This window comes from Nonomuraea sp. NPDC047529, assembly GCF_040642995.1.
In the GTDB taxonomy this organism is placed as follows: Bacteria; Actinomycetota; Actinomycetes; order Streptosporangiales; family Streptosporangiaceae; genus Nonomuraea.
This window is the reverse complement of sequence record NZ_JBEYTJ010000019.1, coordinates 13,230-37,015: the sequence shown is the minus strand read 5'-3', so window position 1 is coordinate 37,015 and position 23,786 is coordinate 13,230. Positions and strand designations below refer to the sequence as shown.

The 23,786-nt window shown below is 73.0% G+C and carries 26 protein-coding genes; 21 read left to right on the top strand and 5 right to left on the bottom strand.

Going from position 1 to position 23,786, the window contains the following annotated elements:
• Nucleotide 1: 1 nt before the first annotated feature.
• Genes ABZ815_RS27675 through ABZ815_RS27625 form a run of 11 tightly spaced genes read left to right on the top strand, consistent with a single transcriptional unit; the run spans nt 2 to nt 10,716 of the window.
• The gene (locus tag ABZ815_RS27675; protein WP_357702815.1) at nt 2-859 is read left to right on the top strand and encodes an ABC transporter permease; all 858 of its coding nucleotides are present in this window, start codon (nt 2-4) and stop codon (nt 857-859) included.
• The gene (locus ABZ815_RS27670) at nt 856-2,478 is read left to right on the top strand and encodes an ABC transporter ATP-binding protein (RefSeq protein WP_357702813.1); all 1,623 of its coding nucleotides are present in this window, start codon (nt 856-858) and stop codon (nt 2,476-2,478) included. The genes ABZ815_RS27675 and ABZ815_RS27670 overlap by 4 nt, the downstream gene beginning before the upstream one ends.
• Nucleotides 2,479-2,525: 47 nt before the next feature.
• On the top strand, nt 2,526-4,148 hold the full coding sequence (locus ABZ815_RS27665; RefSeq protein WP_357702811.1) for a TIGR04028 family ABC transporter substrate-binding protein: 1,623 nt from the start codon (nt 2,526-2,528) through the stop codon (nt 4,146-4,148).
• Nucleotides 4,145-5,074 (top strand): ABC transporter permease, encoded by a 930-nt coding sequence (locus ABZ815_RS27660; protein ID WP_357702809.1) that lies wholly within the window; start codon nt 4,145-4,147, stop codon nt 5,072-5,074. The genes ABZ815_RS27665 and ABZ815_RS27660 overlap by 4 nt, the downstream gene beginning before the upstream one ends.
• Entirely contained in the window at nt 5,071-5,859 is a 789-nt protein-coding gene (locus ABZ815_RS27655) for an ABC transporter permease (protein ID WP_357702807.1), read from the top strand. The genes ABZ815_RS27660 and ABZ815_RS27655 overlap by 4 nt, the downstream gene beginning before the upstream one ends.
• Entirely contained in the window at nt 5,856-7,403 is a 1,548-nt protein-coding gene (locus ABZ815_RS27650; RefSeq protein ID WP_357702805.1) for an ABC transporter ATP-binding protein, read from the top strand. Before ABZ815_RS27655 ends, ABZ815_RS27650 begins: the two co-directional genes overlap by 4 nt.
• Nucleotides 7,400-8,392, top strand: coding sequence for a putative FMN-dependent luciferase-like monooxygenase (locus ABZ815_RS27645; RefSeq protein ID WP_357702803.1), 993 nt, complete (start codon nt 7,400-7,402; stop codon nt 8,390-8,392). The genes ABZ815_RS27650 and ABZ815_RS27645 overlap by 4 nt, the downstream gene beginning before the upstream one ends.
• Nucleotides 8,389-8,973 carry a CMD domain protein gene (locus ABZ815_RS27640; protein WP_357702801.1) on the top strand — a complete coding sequence of 195 codons (585 nt, stop codon included), beginning with the start codon at nt 8,389-8,391 and terminating at the stop codon, nt 8,971-8,973. The genes ABZ815_RS27645 and ABZ815_RS27640 overlap by 4 nt, the downstream gene beginning before the upstream one ends.
• The gene (locus ABZ815_RS27635) at nt 8,970-9,536 is read left to right on the top strand and encodes an alkylhydroperoxidase domain protein (RefSeq protein WP_357702799.1); all 567 of its coding nucleotides are present in this window, start codon (nt 8,970-8,972) and stop codon (nt 9,534-9,536) included. The genes ABZ815_RS27640 and ABZ815_RS27635 overlap by 4 nt, the downstream gene beginning before the upstream one ends.
• Nucleotides 9,533-10,153: a VOC family protein gene (locus ABZ815_RS27630; RefSeq protein WP_357702797.1), complete on the top strand. Its 621-nt coding sequence runs from the start codon at nt 9,533-9,535 to the stop codon at nt 10,151-10,153. Before ABZ815_RS27635 ends, ABZ815_RS27630 begins: the two co-directional genes overlap by 4 nt.
• 23 nt (nt 10,154-10,176) lie before the next feature.
• Nucleotides 10,177-10,716 carry an OsmC family protein gene (locus ABZ815_RS27625; RefSeq protein WP_357702795.1) on the top strand — a complete coding sequence of 180 codons (540 nt, stop codon included), beginning with the start codon at nt 10,177-10,179 and terminating at the stop codon, nt 10,714-10,716.
• A gap of 31 nt (nt 10,717-10,747) precedes the next feature.
• Here the strand turns inward: ABZ815_RS27625 and ABZ815_RS27620 are convergent, their stop codons facing one another.
• The 3 genes from ABZ815_RS27620 to ABZ815_RS27610 all read right to left on the bottom strand — a co-directional run bounded on the left by ABZ815_RS27620 (nt 10,748) and on the right by ABZ815_RS27610 (nt 13,049).
• Entirely contained in the window at nt 10,748-11,839 is a 1,092-nt protein-coding gene (locus tag ABZ815_RS27620; protein ID WP_357702793.1) for a putative sulfate exporter family transporter, read from the bottom strand.
• Nucleotides 11,839-11,973: a hypothetical protein gene (locus ABZ815_RS27615; RefSeq protein WP_357702791.1), complete on the bottom strand. Its 135-nt coding sequence runs from the start codon at nt 11,971-11,973 to the stop codon at nt 11,839-11,841. Before ABZ815_RS27615 ends, ABZ815_RS27620 begins: the two co-directional genes overlap by 1 nt.
• Before the next feature lie 170 nt (nt 11,974-12,143).
• Nucleotides 12,144-13,049, bottom strand: a complete 906-nt coding sequence (locus ABZ815_RS27610) for a TauD/TfdA family dioxygenase (RefSeq protein WP_357702789.1) — start codon at nt 13,047-13,049, stop codon at nt 12,144-12,146.
• 122 nt (nt 13,050-13,171) lie between these two features.
• Between ABZ815_RS27610 and ABZ815_RS27605 the strand changes: the two genes are divergently transcribed.
• The 9 genes from ABZ815_RS27605 to ABZ815_RS27565 all read left to right on the top strand — a co-directional run bounded on the left by ABZ815_RS27605 (nt 13,172) and on the right by ABZ815_RS27565 (nt 20,687).
• Complete coding sequence (locus tag ABZ815_RS27605; RefSeq protein WP_357702787.1) at nt 13,172-14,368, top strand: LLM class flavin-dependent oxidoreductase; 1,197 nt, start codon at nt 13,172-13,174, stop codon at nt 14,366-14,368.
• Complete coding sequence (locus ABZ815_RS27600; protein WP_357702785.1) at nt 14,355-15,227, top strand: amino acid ABC transporter permease; 873 nt, start codon at nt 14,355-14,357, stop codon at nt 15,225-15,227. Before ABZ815_RS27605 ends, ABZ815_RS27600 begins: the two co-directional genes overlap by 14 nt.
• Nucleotides 15,224-15,979 (top strand): amino acid ABC transporter ATP-binding protein, encoded by a 756-nt coding sequence (locus ABZ815_RS27595; protein WP_357702783.1) that lies wholly within the window; start codon nt 15,224-15,226, stop codon nt 15,977-15,979. Before ABZ815_RS27600 ends, ABZ815_RS27595 begins: the two co-directional genes overlap by 4 nt.
• Nucleotides 15,980-15,994: 15 nt before the next feature.
• Nucleotides 15,995-16,975, top strand: a complete 981-nt coding sequence (locus tag ABZ815_RS27590) for an ABC transporter substrate-binding protein (RefSeq protein WP_357702781.1) — start codon at nt 15,995-15,997, stop codon at nt 16,973-16,975.
• On the top strand, nt 16,972-17,436 hold the full coding sequence (locus ABZ815_RS27585; RefSeq protein WP_357702779.1) for a GNAT family N-acetyltransferase: 465 nt from the start codon (nt 16,972-16,974) through the stop codon (nt 17,434-17,436). The genes ABZ815_RS27590 and ABZ815_RS27585 overlap by 4 nt, the downstream gene beginning before the upstream one ends.
• An 83-nt stretch (nt 17,437-17,519) precedes the next feature.
• Nucleotides 17,520-18,584: an ABC transporter substrate-binding protein gene (locus tag ABZ815_RS27580; RefSeq protein ID WP_357702777.1), complete on the top strand. Its 1,065-nt coding sequence runs from the start codon at nt 17,520-17,522 to the stop codon at nt 18,582-18,584.
• Between the two features lie 12 nt (nt 18,585-18,596).
• Complete coding sequence (locus ABZ815_RS27575; protein WP_357702776.1) at nt 18,597-19,403, top strand: ABC transporter ATP-binding protein; 807 nt, start codon at nt 18,597-18,599, stop codon at nt 19,401-19,403.
• Nucleotides 19,400-20,263: an ABC transporter permease gene (locus tag ABZ815_RS27570; RefSeq protein WP_357702775.1), complete on the top strand. Its 864-nt coding sequence runs from the start codon at nt 19,400-19,402 to the stop codon at nt 20,261-20,263. The genes ABZ815_RS27575 and ABZ815_RS27570 overlap by 4 nt, the downstream gene beginning before the upstream one ends.
• A 13-nt stretch (nt 20,264-20,276) precedes the next feature.
• Entirely contained in the window at nt 20,277-20,687 is a 411-nt protein-coding gene (locus ABZ815_RS27565; RefSeq protein ID WP_357702773.1) for an Rrf2 family transcriptional regulator, read from the top strand.
• 16 nt (nt 20,688-20,703) lie between these two features.
• Here ABZ815_RS27565 and ABZ815_RS27560 read toward each other — a convergent pair whose 3' ends face one another.
• Together ABZ815_RS27560 and ABZ815_RS27555 are read right to left on the bottom strand one after the other, a co-directional pair.
• Nucleotides 20,704-21,351, bottom strand: coding sequence for a response regulator transcription factor (locus ABZ815_RS27560; protein WP_357702771.1), 648 nt, complete (start codon nt 21,349-21,351; stop codon nt 20,704-20,706).
• The gene (locus tag ABZ815_RS27555) at nt 21,348-22,511 is read right to left on the bottom strand and encodes a histidine kinase (protein WP_357702769.1); all 1,164 of its coding nucleotides are present in this window, start codon (nt 22,509-22,511) and stop codon (nt 21,348-21,350) included. Before ABZ815_RS27555 ends, ABZ815_RS27560 begins: the two co-directional genes overlap by 4 nt.
• A gap of 172 nt (nt 22,512-22,683) precedes the next feature.
• On the opposite strand from ABZ815_RS27555, the gene ABZ815_RS27550 reads away from it, so the two are divergent.
• Nucleotides 22,684-23,718 (top strand): DUF418 domain-containing protein, encoded by a 1,035-nt coding sequence (locus ABZ815_RS27550; protein ID WP_357702767.1) that lies wholly within the window; start codon nt 22,684-22,686, stop codon nt 23,716-23,718.
• The last annotated feature ends 68 nt before the right edge of the window (nt 23,719-23,786 follow it).

The window sequence follows — 23,786 nt, the reverse complement described above, 5'->3', positions numbered from 1 at the left end:
GATGAGCGCGCCGGTTCTCGCGCTCCCGCGCCGCCGCCCGTCCGCCGCCGCGCTCCGGACGGCGGCGCCGGTCCTGCTGCCGCTCCTGCTGCTCGCCCTGCTCGCGCTGGCCGTGCTGGCGCCGGGGCTGCTCGCCGGGGCGGACCCGCTGGCCGCCGACCCGCTCGGCGCGCTGTCCCCGCCGGGCGGCGCGCACCCGCTCGGCACCGACCATCTCGGCCGGGACGTGCTCGCCCGCGTCGTCCACGGCGCCCGGCACTCGATCAGCATCGGCGTCGGGGCCACCCTGCTCGCGGTCGTGACGGGCGCGCTGCTCGGGCTGGCCGCCGGGCTGTCGCCGAAATGGCTGGACGAGGCCCTGGCCCGCTCGTTCGACGTGCTGTCCACGCTGCCCGAGCTGCTGCTCGCGCTGCTCGTCGTGGCGATCACCGGGCCGGGCACGGTCAACGTGATCCTCGCGATCGCCGTCGCGCAGATCCCCAACTACGCCCGCGTGGTCCGCGCCCAGACCTTCGTGGTGCGCCGATCGGGGTACGTGGAGCAGGCCCGCACGTCCGGTCGCCCGCCCGCGGCGATCACGTTCGGGCACGTGCTGCCGAACGTGCTCGGGCCCGTCCCCGTGCTGGCCACGATCGGGCTCGGCACGGCGGTCATCGCGGGCTCGGGGCTCAGCTTCCTCGGCATGGGGCCGCAACCGCCGGCCGCCGAATGGGGGGCGATGCTCTCCGAGGGCCGCAACTATCTGCGCGTCGCCTGGTGGGAGGCGCTGTTCCCGGGCCTGGCGATCACGCTGACCGTGGTCTGCCTGACCGTCGTCGGACGCCGGCTGCAACGCCGTTTCGAAGGGAGGACCCCATGACCGCCGTCCGGGACGAAGGCACCGCGCCCGCCGTGGCCCGGCCCGCCGGCTCCGCGCTGGTCGCCGTGGAGGACCTGCGGGTGAGCTTCGGCGACGCCGAGGTCGTCCACGGGATCTCGTTGTCGGTCGCGGCCGGGGAGTGCGTGGCGATCGTGGGGGAGTCGGGGTCGGGCAAGAGCGTCACCGCGCGCACCCTGCTGGGGCTGACCGGGCCGGGCTCGTCCGTGACGGCCTCGGCGTTCACGGTCGCCGGGCGGGACGCGCTCGCGTTCGGCGAGCGGGAGTGGCGGCGGCTGCGCGGCCGGTTCGCCGGGCTGGTGCTCCAGGACGCGCTGGTCTCGCTCGACCCGCTGCGCACCGTCGGCGCGGAGATCGCCGAGGTGCTGGCCACGCACGACGTCGTGCCCCGCGCCCGGCGCGCGGAGCGGGTGCTCGACCTGCTGGCGGCGGTCGGCGTGCCGGAGCCCGCCCTGCGGGCCGGGCAGCGGCCGCACCAGCTCTCGGGCGGGCTGCGGCAGCGCGTGCTGATCGCCTCGGCCATCGCGGCCGACCCCGAGCTGATCATCGCCGACGAGCCCACGACGGCGCTCGACGTCACCGTGCAGGCCCAGGTCCTGCGGCTGCTGGCCGAACGCAAGGCGGCCGGCACGGCGTTGCTGCTGATCAGCCATGACCTGGCCGTCGTGTCCTCGATCGCCGACCGCGTCCTGGTGATGAAGGAGGGCCGGGTCGTCGAGGAGGGCCGGACGCGGGACGTGCTGGGCGCCCCGGCCCACCCGTACACGCGCACGCTGCTGGCCGCCGTCCCGTCGGCGGCCTCCCGGGGCTCCCGGCTCACCGCCGGCCCGCCCATCGCCGTACGCGAGCCGAACCCGTATGCCCGGGTGCTGGCCGGTACGGGCCTCACCCGCGCGTACGGGCGGCGGGTGGTGGTCGACCACGTCTCCTTCACCCTGCACGAGGGCGAGACGCTGGGCGTCGTCGGCGAGTCCGGCTCCGGCAAGAGCACGCTCGCCCGGCTGGTCCTGGCCCTGCTGGAGCCCGACGCGGGCCGGGTCAGCCTGCACGGACGCCCCTGGAGCGACCTGCCGGAGAGCCGCCGCCGCCCGCTGCGGCCCCGGATCCAGCTCGTCTCGCAGGACCCGCTGGGCTCCTTCGACCCCCGCCACACCGTGGGCCGCCTGGTCGCCGAGCCGTTGCGGCTGCCGCGCGGCGAACGCCGGGCCCGCGTGCTCGACCTGCTGGCCCGGGTCGGCCTGCCGCCGGGGACGGCCGACCGCCGTCCCCGCGAGCTGTCCGGCGGCCAGCGTCAGCGCGTGGCCATCGCGCGGGCCCTGGGGCCTCGCCCCGACGTGCTGGTCTGCGACGAGCCGGTCTCCGCGCTCGACGTCTCGATCCAGGCGCAGGTGCTCGACCTGCTCGCCGGGATCCAGGCCGAGGACGGTACGGCGATGGTGTTCATCTCCCACGACCTGGGTGTCGTGCATCATGTCAGCCACCGCGTGCTGGTCATGAAGGACGGCCAGGTCGTGGAGGAGGGCGAGGTCGGAGAGGTGTTCACCCGCCCGCGTCACGCCTACACCGAGGCCCTGGTGGCTTCGGTGCCACGTTTGCTGTAGCCTTTTCCTACTTTTTAGGTATGTTTTGTCTGAAAGGCAGTACCCCCATGTCCTCATCCAACCTGCGCACCGCAGCCGTCATGCTCGCCGTCGTTGGGCTCCTCGGCGCCTGTGGTGGTCAAGGGGGTGCTGCCGGCGCGGCGCCGTCCAGCGATCAGCCGGTCTACGGCGGCACGCTGACCTACCTGGAGCACCAGCCGCCCACCTGCCTCTACCTGCCGGCCGCCGGCTTCTATCCCAACGGCGGCATCCTCAACCAGATCACCGACAAGCTGACCTGGCAGAACCCGCAGACCCTGGAGATCGAGCCCTGGATCGCCACCAAGTGGGAGGTGAACAAGGACGCCACCGAGTACACCTTCCACCTGCGCCAGGGCGTGACCTTCAGCGACGGCAGCCCCCTCGACGCCGCCGCCGTCGCCGCCAACTTCGACGTGTACGGCCTCGGGAACACCGAGCTCAAGCTGCCGGTCGCCGAGTTCGTCAACAACTACGAGCGCAGTGAGGTCGTCGACCCGCTGACCGTCAAGTTCCACTTCAAGAAGCCCTCGCCCGGGTTCCTCCAGGGCACCTCGGTCATCGGGGCCGGGCTGGTGTCGAAGAAGACGATCTCGCTGCCGTACGAGCAGCAGTGCCAGCTCAAGAACATCGTCGGCTCGGGCCCCTTCACGCTGAAGAACCAGATCGTCGACAAGGAGGTGGACCTGGCCGCGCGCAAGGACTACGACTGGGCGCCGCCCTCCTCCAAGCACCAGGGACGGGCGTACCTGGACGAGATCAAGATCATCGTGACGCCCGAGGACAACGTCCGGGTCGGCGCGCTGACCTCCGGCCAGGCCGACTTCGTGCGCTACGTCCAGGCCTACGACGAGAAGACGGTCAAGGACGCGGGCTTCCAGATCTACGCCGAGCCGACCAGGGGCGTGAACAACGGCCTGTACCTGCGGCCGTCCAACAGCATCCTGAAGGACCTCGACGTGCGCAAGGCGCTCCAGGCGGGCACCGACGTCAAGGAGGTCGTGGACACCCTGTTCACCGCGAGCTACCCGCGTGCCACCTCCGTGCTCAGCCACCTCGCCCAGGGCTACGTCGACCTGTCGAAGGACCTGGCCTACGACCCGGTCAAGGCCGGCGAGCTGCTCGACAAGGCCGGCTGGACCAAGGGCGCCGACGGCGTGCGCGAGAAGGACGGCGTCAAGCTGCGGCTGGGCGTCTTCGTGGCCGGGCCGCAGCCGCTGTCCAAGCAGACCCTCGAACTCGTCGGCCAGCAGTGGGCCAAGCTCGGCGTGCAACTGGAGATCCGCCCCGCCGACGCCGGCACCCAGGCCGTCGACATCAAGGACGCCGAGAAGACCGCCGTCGCGCACAGCATGGTCGGCCGCGCCGACCAGGACGTCATCAAGAGCCACTTCCACAGCCAGAACCGCGACGTCATCCTCTCCAAGGACAAGAAGCTCGACACCCTGCTGGAGGAGGAGTCCGCCGAGCCCGACAACGCCGAGCGCAACGCCAAGGTCGCCGAGATCCAGCGCTACGTGATCGACCAGGGCTACGCCATCCCCCTGTTCGAGGAGCCCCAGGTGTACGGCGGCGCGCCGTACGTCAAGGGCGTGGCCTTCGAGGCGGTCGCCCGCCCGTGGTTCTACTCGGCCTGGAAGACGCAGCAATGACCAGGTACCTCCTGACGAGGGCCGGACAGGCGGTGCTCGTGCTGTGGGCCGCCTTCACCGCGAGCTACGTGCTGCTGCAACTGCTGCCCGGCGACTCGATCCTGATCAAGTTCCAGAACCCGGAGCTCGGCCTGTCGCCGCAGCAGATCGCTGACATCCGGGCGTACTACAGCGGCGGCTCGCCGATCGGCGAGTACCTGCGCACCCTGTCCGGCTTCCTGACCGGCGGATTCGGCTACTCGATCGACACCGGCACCCCCGTGGTCGAGCGCCTGGGCGAGGCGCTGCCCGAGACGGCCCGGCTGGCCTCGGCGGCGTTCGCGCTGGCGGTGCTGCTCGCCGTGGTGATCGCCTTCGTGGCGAGCTACAGCAGGACGTCGTGGCTGCGCGGGGCGCTGCTGTCGGTGCCGTCGCTGTTCATCTCGGTCCCGGCGTTCTGGCTGGGGATCCTGCTGATCCAGGTCTTCTCCTTCCGGCTGCGGCTGGTGCCGGTCATCGGCGGCGGCGAGCTCCAGCAGCTCGTCCTGCCGGTGGTGACGCTGGCCGTGCCGATCTCGGCGCCCATCGCGCAGGTGCTGGCGCGCGGCATCGACCAGGTGTACGCGCAGCCGTTCGTGCCGGTGATCGCGGCCAAGGGCGCCACCCGCTGGTGGATCCTGTGGCGGCACGTGGCGCGCAACGCCGTGCTGCCGACGCTGACCGTGGCGGGCCTGACGTTCGGCGAGCTGATCGCGGGCTCGGTCGTGACGGAGACCGTCTTCGGCCGCAACGGCATCGGGCGGCTCACCGAGCAGGCCGTCACCGCCCAGGACACGCCGGTGATGCTGGCCGTCGTGGTGCTCGCCGCGGCGGTGTTCGTCCTGGTCAACCTGGTCGTGGACGTGTTGTTCCCGGTGCTCGACCCGCGGCTGAAGGCGGCGTCGTGAGGGCCGGCCTGATCCTGTCCTGGACGGTGATCGCCGTGGTGCTGCTGTGGGCGGTCGTCCCTGGCCTGTTCACCGGGTACGACCCGATCGCCGGCGTGCCGGTCGAGAAGCTCCAGGCCCCGAGCGGGCAGCACCTGTTCGGCACCGACGCCGTCGGGCGTGACGTGTTCGCGCGGGTCGTGCACGGAGCCGTGAACTCGCTGTCGGGGGCGTTCGTCGCCGTCGCGGTCGGCCTGCTGCTCGGCACGCTGCTCGGGCTGCTGGCCGGCTCGCTCGGCGGGGTGACCGACGCCGCCGTCATGCGGGTCGTGGACGTGCTGCTGTCGGTCCCCGGCCTGCTCCTGGCCCTGGTCGTGATCATCCTGCTCGGCCCGGGGACGGTGAATGTGGCCGTCGCGGTCGGCGTCGGCTCGGTCGCCGCGTTCGCCCGGCTGTCGCGCTCGGAGGTCGTCCGGGTGCGCCGCACCGACTACGTGGAGGCCGCCTTCGGCAGCGGCGGCCGGTTCACCGCCGTGCTGTGGCGGCACGTGCTGCCCAACTCGCTCGGTCCCGTCGTCGCGCTGGCCGCCCTGCAGTTCGGCGTGGCCATCCTGGCCATCTCGACGCTCGGCTTCCTCGGCTACGGCGCCGAGCCGCCCACCCCCGAGTGGGGGCTGCTCATCGCCGAGGGCCGCAACTACCTGGCCACGTCCTGGTGGCTGACCACGCTGCCCGGGGCCGTGGTGGTCGCGGTCGTGCTCGCCGCCGGCCGGATCAGCCGGTCCATCGCCAAGGAGTCCTCGTGAGCCTGCTCGACGTCCGCGACCTCGCGGTCTCCTACGACGGCCGCCCGGCGGTGCACGGCGTCTCCTTCACCGTCGAGCCGGGCGAGGTCGTCGCGGTCGTCGGCGAGTCGGGGTCCGGCAAGACCACGACCGCGCACTCGATCATCGGCCTGCTGCCGGGCAACGCCTCGCTGGAGCGCGGCAGCGTGCTGCTGGGCGAGAACGACCTGGCGACCTGGTCGCCGCGGCGGATGGAGTCCGTACGCGGGGCGCAGATCGGGCTGGTGCCGCAGGATCCGTCCAACTCCCTCGATCCGGTCAAGACGGTCGGGGCGCAGATCGCCGAGGTGCTGCGCATCCACAAGCGCGGCGACCGGGCCGCCGTCCGGCGCCGGGTGGTCGAACTGCTCACCCGCGTCGGCCTGCCCGACCCCGAGACGCGGGCCCGCCAGTACCCGCACGAGCTGTCCGGCGGCATGCGCCAGCGCGTGCTGATCGCCATCGCCGTCGCGCTCGAACCCCGGCTGATCATCGCCGACGAGCCCACCAGCGCCCTGGACGTCACCGTTCAGCGACGCATCCTGGACCTCATCGACGACCTGCGCGCCGAGTTCGGCACGGCCGTGCTGCTGGTCACCCACGACCTCGGCGTGGCCGCGAGCCGCTCGGACCGGCTGGTCGTCATGAAGGACGGCCGCGTCGAGGAACAGGGCCCGACCAGGGAGATCCTGGCGGCGCCCGGCGCGGACTACACCCGGCGGCTGCTGCACGACGCCCCCGCGTTGTCGGCCCGTCCCTTCCGCGAGCCGGTGGCCGCCGAGCCCGCGATCGTGGTGCGCGACCTGGTCAAGGAGTTCCGTTCGGGCCGGCGGGCCTTCCGGGCCGTGGACGGCGTCTCGTTCGAGGTGCCGCGCGGCACCACGCACGCCCTGGTCGGGGAGTCGGGATCGGGCAAGACCACCACCGCGCGCATGGTGGTGCGCTTCGCCGAGCCCACGTCGGGAACGGTCACCGTCACCGGGGCCCCCGACGGCCGCGGATTCCGCCGTCACGTCCAGCTCGTCCACCAGAACCCGTACGGGTCGCTGGACCCGAGGCAGTCGATCGCCGGCATCGTGGAGGAGCCGTTGCGCAACTTCGGGCTCGGCGACCGGGCCGCCCGCCGAGCCCGCGTCGCGGAACTCCTCGACCGGGTGGCGCTGCCCGCCGACGTGAGCTCCCGCAGGCCGCGCGAGCTGTCGGGCGGGCAGCGGCAGCGGGTGGCCATCGCCCGCGCGCTGGCCGCCGGCCCGGAGGTGCTCGTGCTCGACGAGGCCGTCTCGGCGCTGGACGTCACCGTCCAGGCGCAGATCCTCGACCTGCTCGGACAGCTCCAGCGCGACCTCGGCCTGACCTACCTCTTCATCTCGCACGACCTGGCGGTGGTGCGGCAGATCTCACACACCGTCTCCGTCATGAACAAAGGACGCATCGTGGAATCAGGATCCACCCGGCGGGTCTTCACCGACCCGGCCGACGACTACACCCGCGAGCTGCTCGCCGCCATCCCGGAGCCGGTGCGATGAGGCTCGGCTTCTTCACCCGGGTCCTGGACGAGGCGCCTCCGGCCGAGCGCTACCAGCTGGCCGCCGAGCAGATCGCGCACGCGGAGTCGCTCGGGTTCGACACCGCCTGGGTGGCCCAGCACCACTTCGACGGCGAGGAGGGCGGGCTCCCCGCGCCGCTGGTGTTCCTCGCCCACGTGGCGGCCAGGACCAGCCGCATCCGTCTCGGCACCGGCATCATCACCCTCCCGCTGGAGCAGCCCGTCCGGGTGGCCGAGGACACCGCCGTGCTCGACCTGCTCACCGGCGGGCGGCTGGAGGTCGGGGTCGGCAGCGGCGGGACGCCGTCGTCGTTCGGGCCGTTCGGGCACGACAGCGGCGACCGCGCCACCCTGTACGCCGAGCACCTGTCGATCCTGCTCAGGGCCTGGTCGGGCGAGGACCTGGGCGGCGGCAACCGGCTCTACCCGCCCGCGCCCCGGCTGGCCGGCGCCGTCTGGGAGGCGACGTTCTCGGTCTCCGGGGGAGCGCGGGCCGGCCGGGCGGGCAACGGGCTGATGCTCTCGCGCACGCAGCCGCGGCCGGCCGACGACCCGCAGGCGACGCTCGCCGACCTGCAACAGCCGATCGTGGACGCCTACCACGAGAACCTGCCGGCGGGCGCCGTCCCGCGCATCGTGGCCTCGCGGACCGCGTTCGTGGCCGACAACAGGGCCGAGGCGCTGCGCCTGGCCGAAGCGGGGCTCGGCCGCCGTCCGCTGCCGTGGGAGCTGCCCGGCGGCGACCTCGACAGCCGCATCGCCGCCTTCGACGTGCACGTGGGCACCCCCCAGGACGTCATCGACAGCCTGCGCGCCGACCCGACCCTCGAACGGGTCACCGACATGGTCTTCCAGGTGCACTCGGTGGACCCGCCGCATCCGCTCGTCCTCCGTTCGATCGAGCTGCTGGCGACCGAGGTCGCGCCCGCGCTCGGCTGGCTCCCCTCCACCGAAATGAGCTCCACATGATCAACGATGTCATCGACCACCTGGCCGGGATAAGACCGGGCTCCCGCCTGGACAAGCTGCGCGACCTGCGGCCCGCCGCCCGCGAGCACGCCCAGCGCGGCTTCGACGCGCTCTTCGTCCCCGACGAGGAGGGCGAGGTCACCCTCGTCGAACGGGACGCGGTCGCGGCCTTCGTGGCCGGGCTGCACCGCGACGCCGTCGTCGCCGGCTTCTACGCCGACCGGCTCGCCGAGCTGGCCCCCGGCCTGCTGAAGACCGTCGAGGCGGAGGTCGAGGCGGGCGTCACCACCGGCCCGTACGGGGTCTACCCCGCGCCGCTGGCCGCCGAGAGCGACGAGGGCCTGCGCTACCGGGTACGGAACCCGGACGAGCTGGGCGTCCGGCTCGCCGCCGCGTTCGAGCACGCGCACCTGCTGGTCTTCCGGCCGCGCGAGGCGAGCCGGCAGGCCCTGGACGCGCTGGCCGCGGCGGGCTGGAGCCCGACGGGCGTGGTGACGTTGTCGCAGCTCGTCGCCTTCCTCGCCTTCCAGGTCAGGGTGGTCGGCGGGCTCCGGCTGCTCGGCCAGGAGGTGGCCGCGTGAGCACCGGATTCACCCAGGAACAGCTCGGCTGGAAGCCCTGGCTGCCGCCGCTCGCGCCGGAGGAGCTGACCGAGGCCCACCACGAGGCGCTGGTGGACCGGGCGCGGGCGTCGTCGCCGTACTTCCTGCTGCTGGCCCGCGACCCCGAGATCCTGCACGCGCGCACCAAGACCGACAACGACATCTTCTACAACGCCGACGGCGGGCTGCCGCGCGCCGAGCGCGAGCTGGCCGCGACCGCCACCTCGCGGCGCAACGGCTGCGTGTTCTGCGCGTCGGTGCACGCCCGCTTCGCCGCCCACCACTCCAAGCGCCCGCAGGACGTGCAGCGCCTGCTCGACGAGGGGGTGGACGCGCCGCAGGACGACACCTGGCGGGCGGTCGTCGACGCCTCGGTCGCGCTGGCCGCCACGCCCGTCGAGTTCGGGCCCGAGCACCTCGCGGCGCTGCGCGCGGCCGGGCTCGACGACCTGGCGATCAGCGACACCATCCACGCCGCCGCCTTCTTCAACTGGGCGAACCGGCTCATGCTCTCACTCGGCGAACCGGAGGACCACCGATGACCGACCGTCACCTCGACCACCTCGTCTATGCCGTTCCCGACCTGCTCAAGGGGGTTGAGGACTTCGCCGGGCGCACCGGCGTGCGGCCCGTCCGGGGCGGCAGCCATCCCGGAGGCACCGCGAACTACCTGGTGCGTTTCGGGCCGGACGCGTACCTGGAGATCATCGGGCCGGACCCGGAGTCGGAGGTGCGGCCGAGGGCGTTCGGGCTGGAGACGCTGACCGAACCCCGCCTGGCCGCCTGGGCCGTGCATCCGCGGGACCTCGACAAGACCGTGGAGCTGGCCCGCGAGCGCGGCTACGACCCCGGTGACGTGCAGCCGCTGTCCCGGCGCACCCCGTCCGGGGAACTGCTGGAGTGGCGGCTCACCCGGCGCGAGGACCCGGCCGCGGTCCGGCCGGTGCCCTTCCTCATCGACTGGGGCTCGACCACCCATCCGGCCGCCACGGACCTGCCGCTGGTCGGCCTGGTCTCCTTCGCCGCCGTCCACCCCGACCCCGGCGCGCTCCGCCGCGACCTGGCCGCGCTCGACGTGACGCTCGACGTCACCGAGGGGCCCGAGCCCGCCCTGCGGGCCGTCATCGACACCCCGCTCGGCCACGTGACCCTGAGCTGACCCCCTTCCGGAGAGAAAGACCCATGAGCACCCTTCGCGAGTACCTGTCGCACAAGCGCGCCGCCCTGCTGGCCCGCCGGGAGGCCCCGGCGGGCGGCCCGGTGCCGCTGCACGCCCACGTCACGGCCGAGGGCCGCAGCGGGATCCGGCGCATCAGGATCAGGGACTTCCAGATCATCAGCGACAGCGGCCCCGACTTCGCCGGCTACGACCTCGGCCCCGGCTCGCCCGAGCTCCAGGCCGGCGTCCTGGGCAGCTGCGTGACGCACATCTTCCTGATCAAGGCGGCCGAGCTGGAGGTGCCGATCGACTCCCTGGAGGTGGACGTCCGCGCCGAGTACGACCCCAAGGCCCAGCTCCCGGGCGACCAGGGCGTCCCGGTGTCCCCGCACAACTTCACCTACGAGGTGCAGATCAGCTCGCCCGCCTCCGACGAGGAGCTGGCCGGGCTGCACGCCGAGGTCGAGCGGGTGTGCCCGATCCTCAACCTGATCCGCAACCCGCAGCAGATCAGCGGCTCGATCGTGCGGGTGGCGGACCCCGCCGAGCTGCCCGTCGCCTAGCGGGACGGCCCCGCCCCCAGGGGCGGGGCTCTCAGCCGGCCGTGAAGCCGGAGAACAGCGCCAGGGCCAGGGCCAGCGCGACGACCACGTTGACCACCGTCGCGGCGGCGAACACGGCGACCGGCCGCCATCCGGCCTCACGCAGCGCCGACACCCGGAATTCCAGCCCGATGCTGACGAACGCCAGGATCAGGAACCAGGTCCGCAGGTCGTTGGCGACCCCGATGACCGCCTTGCCCTCGCCCGCGGCGACCGTCGTCAGCCACCAGGTGGCGACCACGGACGCGGCGACGAACCCGAGCACGAACTTCGGGAAGCGCCGCCACAACTCGATCAGGCCGGGCCGTTCGGCGTCGGCCCGCCGCTCGACCCGGAAGGCGAACCAGGCGGTCAGCGCGACCACGACGACGCCGATGAGTGCGTTCTGGGTGACCTTGACGATCGTGGCGATGGCGAGGGCGTCCTCGCCCGCGATCGTCCCGGCGGCGGTGACGGCGGCGGTGGTGTCGATGTTGCCGCCGATCCAGGCCCCCGCCACCTCGGGCGGGAGCCCGAGCAGCGAGGCCAGGGCGGGCAGGACGAAGATCGACGGCAGCGCGAACGCGATCACCAGGCTGGCGCTGTAGGCGAGCTGCTCCTTCCTGGCCTGGACGGCCCCCGCCGCCGCGATGGCCGCGCTGACCCCGCAGATCGACACGGCCGACGACAGCAGCGCGCGCAGCCGGTCGTCGAGCCCGAGCCGTCCGCCGAGCCACCAGGTGAACAGGAACACCGTGCTGATCAGCACGATCGCCTGGACCACGGCCGGTCCGGCGGCGGTCACGATCACCTTGAGGTTGATGGACGCGCCGAGCAGGACCAGCCCGGTCTTGATGAAGAACTCGGTGCGGAACCCGCCGGCCAGCCGCTCCCGCAGCCCGGACGCGGTGAGCAGCGCGTTGCCGAGCAGCCCGAGCGCGATCGCGTAGACCGGGAACTCGACGGCCTTGGCCAGGCCGGACCCGGGGAACCAGCCGGGGACGCCCTTCTCCAGGACGCGGGTGGCGGCGGCCAGCACGAGCACGACCAGGACGCCGAGCGCTGTCCCGTGCCAGGTCGCGCGGTCGCCGGTGACGGTGCTCATCAGGGCACCAGCCCGACGGGGATGACGCCGGTGAGGACGAGGACGAGCAGGACCAGGCCGACGGCCGTGGCGGCCCAGTCCTCGTTGACCGCGACGCGGCTCTCGCGCCCGGTGGGGGATTCGTCGGTGCTCATGTGCGTGCCTTTCACATCGGGGGGTGGGACGTGAAAGGCGTGCTCAGATGCCTTTCGCGTCAGGTGGGACGTGCGGGCGGGGCCCAGCCAACCCCGCCCGCACTGGCTTCGGCCGATCCGCGAGGCCCCGGCCACGGCGACGTTCGTGGCCGGGGCGGCCCCGGGGAGGGTCAGGCGGCGATCGGTGAGTAGGTCGCGGCGTCGCCGCTCAGTGCGGTGCTGGTCCGGCCGTCCACGCCCACCGGCAGGTCGCCGGCGATCGTGACCCGGTGCAGGCGGCGGGGACGGTCGCCGAAGTCGTGCACCACGCGGTGCTGGGTGGCCCGGTTGTCCCAGATCGCCACGTCGCCGGGCGACCAGCGCCAGCGCACGGTGTTCTCCACCTCGGTGACGTGCTCCTGGACCAGCCGGATGATCGAGCCGGACGTGTGCCCCGACAGGCCGCTCAGCCGCTTGGCGAAGTCGCCGAGCAGGATCGAGCGCTCGCCGGTCTCCGGATGCACGCGCACGACCGGGTGCTCGGTCTCGAACAGGGTGGAGGTGAACGCCTCGGCGTGCTCGCGGGCCCGCTCGTCGACGGTGGCGGCGCGGACGTAGTCGTACTGGTTGGTGTGCACGGCGCGCAGCCGGTCGAGCAGGTCGCGCAGCTCGGCGGGCAGATTGTCGTACGCGCTGACGGTGTTGGCCCACAACGTGTCGCCGCCGGCCTCCGGCACGACGACCGCGCGCAGCACCGAGGCGAGCGGCGGCCGGTCCACGAAGGTCACGTCGGTGTGCCAGCGGTCGACCTTGTGGCCGTTGCTGTAGTCGAGGTCCAGGATGTGGGCGTTGCCGTGCAGCGCGGGCACGGTCGGGTGGGCGGCGGTCGGCTCGCCGAGCAGCCGGGCGAAGCCCACCTGGCCCTGCTCGTCGAGGTGCTCCTGACCGCGCAGGAAGATCACTTTGTGGGTGAGGAGGGCCTGGCGGAGCTCGGCCACGACGTCGGGGCGCAGGTCGGGGGCGAGCCGCACACCGGTGATCTCGGCTCCTATACGGCCGGCCACGGGGGTGACGGTGAGGGATGGCAGGGATGGCATGGCGTCCTTCCTTCCGTACGCCTCCACCGTAGATAAAAACCAACTAAATTGGTAGGGCTTGACGGAATACGATCACCGTGCTGGGCTGAAAGACGTTTCACGGACGCCAGAAAGGACTCGGCATGCCTGTGGAGTTTCTCGGTATCGGCGGCACCAACGACGGCTCGGAGACCTCACCCCGCTCGGGCCCGTCCTTCGACAAGCAGTACACGCTCCGGCTCGCGCGGGCCCACCAGGAGCACGGCTGGGACCGGGTGCTGTTCGCCTACGGCTCCGGCTCGCCCGACCCGGCCCAGGTGGCCGCGTACGTCGCGAGCAGGGTCGAGGACCTGGGGATCCTGCTGGCCCACCGGCCGAACGTGTCCTACCCGACGTACGCGCTCAAGACCTTCGCCACCCTCGACCAGATCAGCGACGGCCGCCTGACCGTGCACTTCATCACCGGCGGCAACGACCACGAGCAGGGCAGGGAGGGCGACCGCCTGACCAAGGACGAGCGGTACGCCAGGACCGGGGAGTACATCCGGATCGTCAAGAAAGGGTGGACCTCCAGGGAGCCGTTCGACCACGAGGGCGCCCACTACTCCTTCAGGGACTTCGTCTCCGACGTCTTCCCGGTCCAGCGGCCGCGGCCCCAGGTCTCCTTCGGCGGCTCGTCGCCCGCGGCGTACGCGGCGGGCGGGGCCGAGGCCGACGTCTACTGCCTGTGGGGCGAGCCGCTGGCCGAGACCGCGCAGCAGATCGCCTCGGTCAAGGAAGCGGCCCGCGCGGCCGGGCGGGCCGACGTGCCGCGCATCCAGGTGGCCTTCCGGCCGATCATCGCGCCCACCGAGGAACTGGCCTGGGAGAAGGCGCACCGGATCCTGGGCGAGCTGCGACAGGGCGGGGCGAACCCGCGGCGGCGTCCGTCGGGCCCGCCGCAGAACGCCGGGTCGCGGCGGCTGCTGGAGGTGGCCGCCAGGGGTGAGCGGCACGACCGCGCCCTGTGGACGCCCACCGCGGCGGCCACCGGCGGCGCCGGCAACTCCACCGCCCTCGTCGGCACCCCGGAGACGGTGGCGCGGGCCCTGCTCGACTACTACGACCTGGGCGTGGAGATCCTCTCGGCGCGCGGCTACGCGATCCTGGACGACGCCGTCGACTTCGGCCGGCACGTCATCCCGCTCGTCCGCGCGGAAGTGGCCAGACGCGACGCCGAGCGCGCCGCCCGCGACGAGGCCGCGCGCACCGACCACGACGAGGCCGCGCGTGCCGGCCGCGGCGAAGCCGGGCGTGCCGGCCGCGGCGAAGCCGGGCGTGCGGACCATGACGCTGCATGACACGGCCGCGGCCGTGCCCGCCGCCGGGCGGCAGGAGGCCGCGCCGAAGGTCGTGACCGCCCGCCACCCGTTACGGGCGGCGGCCGCGCTCGGCGTCCTGGTGCTGCTGGCGATGGCGGCCAACGCCCTGGTCACCAACCCGGCGTGGGATTGGGACGTCGTCGGGACGTACCTGTTCGCGCCCTCGGTCGTGCGCTCGGTGCTGCTGACGCTGGAGCTGACCGGGCTGGGCATCGGGCTCGGGTTCGGGCTCGGCACCCTGCTCGCCCTCATGCGCCTGTCGTCCAACTGGCTGCTGTCGTCGGTGGCGTGGGGGTACGTGTGGTTGTTCCGCTCGGTGCCGCTGATCCTGCAACTGCTGTTCTGGTACAACCTGGCGCTGCTGTACCCGAGGTTGTCGTTCGGGGTGCCGTTCGGGCCCGCCTTCTTCGACGTCGGCACGATGGACCTGATCGGGCCGGTCACCGCCGCCGCGCTCGGGCTGGCGCTGCACCAGGCCGCCTACGCCGCCGAGATCGTCCGCGGCGGCCTGCTGTCGGTCGATCCGGGGCAGCGCCTGGCCGCGGCGGCGCTGGGCATCCCGAGGGTCCGCCGGATGTTCCGGATCATCCTTCCGCAGGCCATGCGGACGATCGTGCCGAACGCCGGGAACGAGATCGTCGGCCTGGTCAAGGGCACTTCGGTGGTCTACATCATGGCCCTGCCCGAGCTGTTCTACCAGGTGCAGGTGATCTACAACCGCAACGGCAGGGTGATGGCGCTGCTGCTGGTCGCGACCGTCTGGTACTTCGTCCTGACCACCACGCTCTCGGTCGTCCAGCACTTCCTGGAACGCCACTACGGCAGGGGCCGCTCATGATGGTGGAACTGGCCGGGGTGCACAAGAGCTTCGGCGCGCTGCACGTCCTCAAGGGCATCGACCTGCGCGTACGGCAGGGCGAGGTGGCGGTGGTGCTCGGCCCGTCCGGCTCGGGCAAGTCCACCCTGCTCCGCGTGATCAACCACCTGGAGAAGGTGGAACGCGGGACGGTCACGGTCGACGGCGAGCTGCTGGGCTACCGGCGGGCCGGCGACAGGCTGTACGAGCTGCCCGAACGCGAGATCCTCCGCCAGCGCACCAGCATCGGCTTCGTCTTCCAGAACTTCAACCTCTTCCCGCACCTGACCGTCAGCCAGAACGTGGCCGAGGCGCCGCTGTCGGCGCGGCGCCGGCCGCGCGGCGAGGTGGCCGAGCTGACCGCCCGCCTGCTCGACCGGGTCGGGCTGGCCGACAAGGCGGCGGCCTACCCGCGCACGCTCTCCGGCGGCCAGCAGCAGCGCGTCGCCATCGCCAGGGCGCTGGCCCTGGAGCCCAAGGTGGTGCTGTTCGACGAGCCCACCTCCGCCCTCGACCTCGAGCTCGTCGGCGAGGTCCTGGAGGTCATGAAGGATCTGGCCCGCAGCGGCACCACCATGATCGTCGTCACGCACGAGGTCGGCTTCGCCCGGGAGGTGGCCGACACCGTCGTGTTCATGGACGAAGGCCGCATCGTCGAGCGGGGCCCGGCCGCGCAGGTCCTCGACGCCCCGCGCCACGCGCGCACGCGCGCCTTCCTCGGCAAGGTCCTCTGATCACAAGGAACCCTCATGCGTCTGATCGCCGTGCCCGCCCTTCTGCTGCTCCTGTCCGCCACCGTTACCGCCTGCGCGGCCGAGCCCGCGCTCGTCCCGAAGGCCGGCCCGGGGGCCGCCGCCCCCGCGGGCGCCGGCCGCGTCATCGACACCGGCCCCGACCAGAAGCGGGTGCGCACCGGCAAGGTCGCGGGCATCGCCGCCCGGGTGCCCGCCGAGATCGCGCGGGACGGCCGGCTCACCGTCGGCTTCAGCGGCCAGGGCTCGCCGCCGCTGGTCTTCCCGGCCAGTGACGACACCACGCTGATCGGCGTGGAGACCGACCTCGCCCAGCTGGTGGCCGACGTGCTCGGCCTCGAACTGGCCCCGGAGAGCTCGTCCTGGGAGAACCTGTTCCTCGGCGCCAGGTCCGGCAAGTACGAGGTCGTGCTCAACAACGTCACCGTCACCGAGGAGCGCAAGGACGTCTACGACTTCGCGACGTACCGGATCGACCAGCTCGGCTGGCAGGTGCCCGCGTCCAGTCCGATCAGGAAGATCTCCCAGCCGGCCGACGTGGCCGGGCTGCGTGTCTCGGTCGGACCGGGCACCAACCAGGAGAAGATCCTGCTCGACTGGGACGCCCGGAACCGCAGGGCAGGCCTGAAACCGGTCGAGATCCTCTACTACCAGAAGTACGGCGACGTGCTGCTCGCTCTGCGGTCGGGGCGGGTGCAGGCGTATTTCGGCCCCAATCCGTCCATCGCCTACAACATCGCGGTCAGCGGCGGTTCCAGGATCGTGGGCACCGCCTCGGGCGCCGGGCCGGGCCTGCAGGGGCTCATCGCGGCGATGACGAAGAAGGGCAACGGCCTGGTCGGGCCGGTCCACGACGCGCTGAACACGGTGATCGGGAACGGCACGTACCGGCAGGTGCTCGACCGGTGGGGGCTGGGCAACGAGGCGGTCCCCGAGTCCAGGGTCAACCCGCCTGGCCTGCCGAGGCAGAACGGTTGAGCGCGCCCGCCTTCGAGGTCCGCCTGGTCGCGCCGGACGATCCCGCCGTCCGGCCGCTGCTGGCGGACCTCGCGCTGGAGTACACGAGCCGGTACGGCGTCAACGACGAGCTGAGCCGGTACCCCGCCGAGGAGTTCGCGCCGCCGGACGGGGCCTTCCTCGTCCTGGTGGTGGGCGGCGAGACCGTGGCGGGGGGCGCGTTCCGCCGCTACGACGCGCACACGGCCGAGCTGAAGCGGGTGTGGACGCATCCCGGACACCGCAGGCGCGGCCTGGGCGCGGTGGTCGTGCGCGAGCTGGAACGCGAGGCCGCCCGCCGCGGCTACCTGCGGATCCACCTGAGCACCGGCCCCCGCCAGCCCGAGGCCGTCGCCCTGTACCTGGCCGGCGGCTACACCCCGCGGTTCGACCCGGACGACCGTCCGGAGCGCGGCCCGCTGCCTTTCGTGAAGAGTCTGTGACCCAGCGTGGGATTGACGGGCGCCCTCTCTTGCTCCTATAAACACTCTAAAGCCACTAAATAAGTGGGAAATGGGGAGAAGAGATGAACGCTCGCAGGGTTCGCGTATCGGTGGCCACCCTGGCCGCCCTGGCGCTCACGACCATGGCGGCCGCCTGTGGGGGCAGCGGCAGCCCTGCGGACAGCGGCGCGAAGAGCGGGGGAGCCGGCACGACGCAGGTGCGTCTCGGCTTCTTCCCCAACATCACCCACGCCACCGCCCTGGTCGGCGTGGAGAAGGGCATCTACGCCAAGCACCTCGGCACCGCGCCCAAGACCAGCACGTTCAACGCCGGCCCGGCCGCGATCGAGGCCGTGTTCTCCGGCGCCATCGACGCCACCTACGTCGGCCCCAACCCGGCCATCAACGCCTGGTCGAAGTCGAAGGGCCAGGCCATCAAGATCGTCGCCGGCGCGGCGTCCGGCGGCGTGTTCCTCGTGGTCAAGCCCGGGATCAACTCGGTGGAGGACCTCAAGGGCAAGAAGATCGCCACCCCGCAGCTCGGCAACACCCAGGACGTCGCGCTGCGCTACTGGCTGACCGAGAAGGGCATCAAGACCGACACCAAGGGCGGTGGCGAGGTCTCGATCGTGCCCCAGGAGAACTCCCAGACCATCCAGACCTTCGCCACCGGCGACATCGACGGCGCCTGGGTGCCCGAGCCGTTCGCCAGCCGCCTGATCAAGGAGAGCGGCGGCAAGGTGCTGGTCGACGAGCGCGACCTGTGGCCGAACAAGCAGTTCGTGATCACCCACCTCATCGTCCGCCAGGAGTGGGCCAAGGAGCACCCCGACCTGCTCAAGAAGCTGATCGAGGCGCACGTCGAGGCCAACGACGTCATCGCCAAGGACCCGGCCGGCGCCGCGCAGACCGCCAACGCCGCCCTGCAGAAGCTGACCGGCAAGCCGCTCAAGCCCGAGGTGCTGGACAGCGCGTTCAAGAACATCACCTTCACCAACGACCCGATCGCCTCGTCGCTGGTGGGCAGCGCCGAGCACGCGACGAAGGTCGGCCTCCTCGACCCGGTCGACCTGAACGGCATCTACGACCTCACGGTCCTCAACGAGGTCCTCGCCGCCAAGGGCCAGCAGGCCATTTCCGACAAGTAGGAGGCGCACGCGATGTCCGCTCCGCTCACGGAGCAGGCCACCGGCCGGGTCGAGGGGCAGAGCCCCGCGGTCCGGCTGGAGGCCGTCTCCAAGCTCTACGGTCAGGGCCGGACGGCCCTGCAGGCCCTCGACCAGGTCTCGCTGTCGGTGGCCCCCGGCGAGTTCGTCTGCCTGCTCGGCGCGTCCGGGTGCGGCAAGAGCACGCTGCTGTCGCTGGTGGCCGGGCTCGACCGGGTCTCGGCCGGCCGCATCGACGTGGACGACAGCCGCGTCGCGCTGATGTTCCAGGAGCCCGCGCTGTTCCCCTGGCTGACCGTCTCGGCCAACGTCGAGATGGCGCTGCGCGCCAAGGGCGTGGGCAAGCAGGAACGCCGGGACCGGGCCGCCGAGTTCCTCGACATCGTCCACCTGGGCGGGTTCGGCAAGAAGCGGCCGCACGAGCTGTCCGGCGGCATGCGCCAGCGCGTCGCCCTGGCCAGGGCGCTCGCCCAGGACGCCGACGTGCTGCTGATGGACGAGCCCTTCGGCGCCCTGGACGCCATGACCCGCGACCTGCTGCACGACGAGCTCGAACGCATCTGGCGGGAACGCTCCCTGTCGGTCCTGTTCGTCACCCACAACGTGCGCGAGGCCGTACGGCTCGGCGACCGGGTCGTCCTGCTGTCCAGCCGGCCGGGGCGGGTGGTGGAGGACTTCCCCGTCGAGCTGCCGCGGCCCCGCCGTACCGACTCGGGCGAGGTGGCCGAGCTGGCGGGGGAGATCACCGGCCGCCTCCGCCAGGAGGTCCTGCGCCACGCCCGTCAGGAGGAGCCCGCATGACGACGACGGACACCCACGCCCAGCAGCTCGCCGGGCTCGACGCGCTGGAGCTGGGCGCCGGCCACCGCGCCGGCCTGGCCTCCCGGCTGTGGGCGGGGCTGTGGCCGATCGCCTCGGCCGTGGTCATCGTGCTGGCCGTCTGGCAGGCGGTGGTGTGGGCGGGCTGGTGGCCCGAGTACGTCTTCGCCGGCCCGGTCACCACGCTCTCCGAACTCGGGCACCGCCTCGGCGACCCCGAGTTCTACACCGCGCTGACGGTCACCATGCGCCGCGCGGTCACCGGGTTCGCCCTGGCCATCGCCGTCGGACTGGTCGTCGGCGCGCTGGTCTCGCGGATCGGGCCGCTGCGCCGCGCCACGGGCTCGCTGATCACCGGGCTCCAGACGATGCCGTCCATCGCCTGGTTCCCGCTGGCCATCCTGCTGTTCGGGCTGTCCGAGAGCGCGATCCTGTTCGTGGTGGTGCTGGGCGCGGCGCCGTCCATCGCCAACGGCCTGATCACCGGGGTGGACTACACGCCGCCGATCCTGCTGCGCGCCGGGCACATGCTCGGCTTCCGCCGGATCGCGCTCTACCGGCACGTCATCCTGCCGGCCTCGCTGCCGTCGTTCCTGGCCGGGCTCAAGCAGGGCTGGGCCTTCGCCTGGCGCTCGCTGATGGCCGGTGAGCTGCTGGTCATCATCGCCAACCAGGCTTCGCTGGGCGAGCAGCTCCACTACGCCCGCGAGCTGGCCGACTCGCCCGGTCTGCTCGCCACCATGATCGTCATCCTGGTCATCGGCATCGTGGTGGACCGCGTCTTCGGCCTGGCGGACGACGCGTTGCGCCGCCGCTGGGGCCTGCACCAGGTGAGCGCCTGAGCAGTAGACGGTCATGCGGATCTCCGCCAGAACCCAGTACGCCCTGCGTGCCGCGGCCGAGCTGGCCGCGGCGCCGCCGGGCCCCATGCCCGCCGAGAAGATCGCCACGGCCCAGGGCATCCCCCGCAAGTTCCTCGACAACATCCTGCTGCAACTGCGCCGGGCGGGGCTGCTGCACAGCCAGCGCGGCCCCGACGGCGGCTACTGGCTGGCCAGGCCCGCCGGCGAGATCACCCTCGCGGACATCGTGGTGATCGTGGAGGGCGTCTCCGAGGGCGGCGACCACGGGGGGTATCCCGGGGTCGCCAGCCCGCTCGCCGAGGTGTGGAGCGCGCTGCGCGACCACGAGGAGATGATGCTGGCCGACATCACGCTGGCCGACATCGCCCGCGCGAGCGTCCGGCTGGGCGACGAGACGCGCTGAGTGCCGTACCCCGGAGCTAGCCCGCCACCCGGTTCTCCCAGGCCCACGCGATGATCTCGACCCGGTTGCGTATGCCCAGCTTGTCCAGGACGGCCGAGATGTGGCCCTTCACCGTGCTCAGCGAGATGTGCAGGGACGCGGCGATCTCCTGGTTGGTGCGTCCGGCGGCCACGGCGCGCACCACGTCGGTCTCCCGTTCCGACAGCGGGTGCACGGCGCCCTTCGCGCGCGGCGCCCGTCCGGCCAGCCGGCCCAGCAGGCGCGGGGTGATCGACGGCGAGATCAGCGCGTCCCCGGTGCTGGCCGCCCGGACGGCCTCGGCGAGCAGGGCCGGGCCGGCGTCCTTCAGCACGAAGCCGGCCGCGCCGCCGCGCAGCGCGTCGTAGACGTACTCGTCGAGGTCGAACGTGGTGACCACGACCACGGGCAGCGGGTCGGGCACGCCGGCGCCGGCCAGGGCGCGGGTGACCGCGATGCCGTCCATGCCGGGCATGAGGATGTCCACCAGGCACACGTCGGGGCGTAGCCGCCGGGCCAGCTCCACGGCCTCCTCGCCGTCCCGGGCCTCGGCCACCACGCGGATGTCGGGCTGGTCCTCCAGGATCAGCCGCAGGCCCCGGCGGACCATCGCCTGGTCGTCGGCCAGCAGCACGCCGATCGTCATCGCCGCCCCCCTAGGGGCCCCGTGAGAGGCCCCGTGAGAGGCAGGGTGGCGCGGACCGACCAGCCGCCCTCCGGCCGGGGGCCCGCGCGCAGGGTGCCGTCGAGGGCCTCGACGCGTTCGCGCATGCCGAGCAGGCCGTAGCCGCCGCGGTTCCGGGACGTCGTCACCGGCGGGGCGTCGTCGGCGACCTCGACCACGACCGCGCCTTCCCCGCCGGTGACCTCCACGGTGACGTCGACGGTGACCGCGCGGGCGCGGGGGGCGTGCCGGGCGACGTTGGTCAGCGACTCCTGGACGATCCGGTAGACGGTGCTGGTCACCTCCGGCGGCCAGCTCTCCGCCTCGCCGGGGCCGCGCAGGGTCACGGGCGGGCCGTCGAAGCGGCCGACCAGGTCGGTGAGACGCCCGGGCGGGCCGGGGACGTCGTCGGCGGAGTCGCGGAGCAGGCCGACGACGCGGCGCAGCGCGGCCAGGGCCCCGGTGCTCGCGTCCTCGATGTCCTCCAGGGACTCCTCCAGCGGGCCGGACCCCCTGCGGGCCAGCAGCCGGGCGGCCTGGGCCTGGAGGACGATGCCGGTCATGTGGTGCGCGGCCACGTCGTGCAGCTCCCTGGCCAGCCGGCGGCGCTCGTCGTGGCGTACGCGCTCGGCGACCGCCAGGCGGCGCCCGGCCAGCAGCCTCAGGCCGCCGCCGACGGCCAGGGCGGCCAGCCAGCCGGCCACGTTGAGCGCCACCACGGAGGAGTTGTGCGCGGCAGGCACGCTCGCGGCGGCCACCGCGAGCCCACCGGCCGCGACGGCGCACGCGGGCCGCGCGGGAAGCGTCCTGACCGCCGATCCGACCAGCACGGACAGGCCCAGCGCCATGGCCGGCCCCGGCTCGCTCGGCAGGTCGGCCCACGCGGCGGCCAGGACGGCCGCCACCGCGACCGCCAGACCGGCCGCGGCCGTCCAGGCAGGGGCGAGGCGGCGCGCCAGGGCCAGCGCGCACACCGCCGCCCCCGCCGCGCAGTCGAGCACCCAGTAGCCGCCGCCCCAGCTGTCGGCGATCAGGCCGGCCCAGAGGACCAGCACGGCGACGGCCGCGCCCCCCAGCGCGACCTCCGCCGACACGGCCGCGGCCCGTCCGCCGGGCCAGGCGGGCGCAGCCCCGTCCCGCACGTTCACACCAACCGGGCCAGGCAGGCGGGCGCAGCCTCGTTCCGCACGTTCACGACATCCAGGCTAGGGAGGCGGGTCCGCCCGGCACACCGGCCGAAAGTACGGTCGCGGCGGTCCGAACCCTGCTTTCGACCCTCCCGGCGCCCCGCCGCCCGCCGCAGGATGAGGCCCCATGCCCTACGACGACACGCGGCCCGCCCGCCCCCTGCCCCATGACGAAACACCGCCCGCCGCTCCCCGGCGGTCGCGCATCATCGCGCTCGACGTCGTGCGCGGGTTCGCCCTGTGCGGGATCCTGCTCGCCAACGTCCAGCCGATCTCGCACGTCGGCATCGAGGCGGTCACCCAGCAGGAGGTGGTGCTCGACGACACCGCCCGCTGGCTGGGCCTGCTCGTCGAGCAGCGCTTCTTCCCGATCTTCTCGCTGCTGTTCGGCGTCGGGTTCTCGCTGCTGCTGGACTCCGCCTCGGCCCGCGTCCCCCACCCGCGGGCGCTGCTGCTGCGCAGGCTCCTCCTGCTGGCCTGCATGGGCCTGGTCCACATGTTCCTGCTGTGGCGCGGCGACATCCTGACCGTCTACGCGGTCGTCGGCCTGGTGGTGCTGCTGCCCTCGACGTGGCTGCCGCGCTGGGCGGTGGCGGGGCTCGCCGCCGTGCTCGTCGTCGCGGCGATGGTCGTCTTCAGCGGCGGCACGATGCTGGTCCCCGGCCTGTTCCTGCTGGGCTCGGCCCTCACCAGGTACGGCGTGATCGACCGGATCGAGAGCTCCACCCGCGTTCCGGCGCTCCTGGCCCTGCTCTTCGCCGCGGCCACCGTCCCGGCCCTGTCGTGGCAGGCGGGCGCATCGGGCGTCCCCCTGCCGATGGCCACGTCCGGCCTGCTCATGGCCGGCCTGTACGTGTGCGTCCTGCTCGTCCTGCTCAGGACCCCGGTGCGCCCGCTGCTGCGGGCCGTCTTCGCCCCGCTGGGCCGCATGGCGCTGACCAACTACCTGAGCGCCACCGCCCTGGTCCTGGTCATCGGCAAGGTGGTCGGCGGCCGGTCGGAACACTGGTCGCTGGGCACGATCGTGGGGATCGCCGCCGTCATCCTGGCCGTCCAGTGGGTGTGGTCCACCCTCTGGCTGCGCCGGTACCGCTTCGGCCCGCTGGAGTGGCTGTGGCGCTGGGCCACCTGGGGACGCCGTCCCGCCCAGCGGGCCCGGTGATTTCGCAGAAAATTCCGGGACGAACCCTGCAACCCTCCGCCCGGCCGGCCGCGTTGGGAACGGGCGAA

Excerpts from the sequence above, each read along its gene's own strand:
- ABZ815_RS27610 (WP_357702789.1), bottom strand. The coding sequence starts at position 13,049 with ATGCCATCCCTGCCATCCCTCACCGTCACCCCCGTGGCCGGCCGTATA.
- ABZ815_RS27570 (WP_357702775.1), top strand. The coding sequence starts at position 19,400 with ATGACGACGACGGACACCCACGCCCAGCAGCTCGCCGGGCTCGACGCG.
- ABZ815_RS27605 (WP_357702787.1), top strand. The coding sequence starts at position 13,172 with ATGCCTGTGGAGTTTCTCGGTATCGGCGGCACCAACGACGGCTCGGAG.
- ABZ815_RS27620 (WP_357702793.1), bottom strand. The coding sequence starts at position 11,839 with ATGAGCACCGTCACCGGCGACCGCGCGACCTGGCACGGGACAGCGCTC.
- ABZ815_RS27550 (WP_357702767.1), top strand. The coding sequence starts at position 22,684 with ATGCCCTACGACGACACGCGGCCCGCCCGCCCCCTGCCCCATGACGAA.
- ABZ815_RS27595 (WP_357702783.1), top strand. The coding sequence starts at position 15,224 with ATGATGGTGGAACTGGCCGGGGTGCACAAGAGCTTCGGCGCGCTGCAC.
- ABZ815_RS27660 (WP_357702809.1), top strand. The coding sequence starts at position 4,145 with ATGACCAGGTACCTCCTGACGAGGGCCGGACAGGCGGTGCTCGTGCTG.
- ABZ815_RS27665 (WP_357702811.1), top strand. The coding sequence starts at position 2,526 with ATGTCCTCATCCAACCTGCGCACCGCAGCCGTCATGCTCGCCGTCGTT.
- ABZ815_RS27645 (WP_357702803.1), top strand. The coding sequence starts at position 7,400 with ATGAGGCTCGGCTTCTTCACCCGGGTCCTGGACGAGGCGCCTCCGGCC.
- ABZ815_RS27630 (WP_357702797.1), top strand. The coding sequence starts at position 9,533 with ATGACCGACCGTCACCTCGACCACCTCGTCTATGCCGTTCCCGACCTG.
- ABZ815_RS27590 (WP_357702781.1), top strand. The coding sequence starts at position 15,995 with ATGCGTCTGATCGCCGTGCCCGCCCTTCTGCTGCTCCTGTCCGCCACC.
- ABZ815_RS27600 (WP_357702785.1), top strand. The coding sequence starts at position 14,355 with ATGACGCTGCATGACACGGCCGCGGCCGTGCCCGCCGCCGGGCGGCAG.
- ABZ815_RS27640 (WP_357702801.1), top strand. The coding sequence starts at position 8,389 with ATGATCAACGATGTCATCGACCACCTGGCCGGGATAAGACCGGGCTCC.
- ABZ815_RS27670 (WP_357702813.1), top strand. The coding sequence starts at position 856 with ATGACCGCCGTCCGGGACGAAGGCACCGCGCCCGCCGTGGCCCGGCCC.
- ABZ815_RS27615 (WP_357702791.1), bottom strand. The coding sequence starts at position 11,973 with ATGAGCACCGACGAATCCCCCACCGGGCGCGAGAGCCGCGTCGCGGTC.
- ABZ815_RS27560 (WP_357702771.1), bottom strand. The coding sequence starts at position 21,351 with ATGACGATCGGCGTGCTGCTGGCCGACGACCAGGCGATGGTCCGCCGG.
- ABZ815_RS27675 (WP_357702815.1), top strand. The coding sequence starts at position 2 with ATGAGCGCGCCGGTTCTCGCGCTCCCGCGCCGCCGCCCGTCCGCCGCC.
- ABZ815_RS27575 (WP_357702776.1), top strand. The coding sequence starts at position 18,597 with ATGTCCGCTCCGCTCACGGAGCAGGCCACCGGCCGGGTCGAGGGGCAG.
- ABZ815_RS27625 (WP_357702795.1), top strand. The coding sequence starts at position 10,177 with ATGAGCACCCTTCGCGAGTACCTGTCGCACAAGCGCGCCGCCCTGCTG.
- ABZ815_RS27565 (WP_357702773.1), top strand. The coding sequence starts at position 20,277 with ATGCGGATCTCCGCCAGAACCCAGTACGCCCTGCGTGCCGCGGCCGAG.
- ABZ815_RS27580 (WP_357702777.1), top strand. The coding sequence starts at position 17,520 with ATGAACGCTCGCAGGGTTCGCGTATCGGTGGCCACCCTGGCCGCCCTG.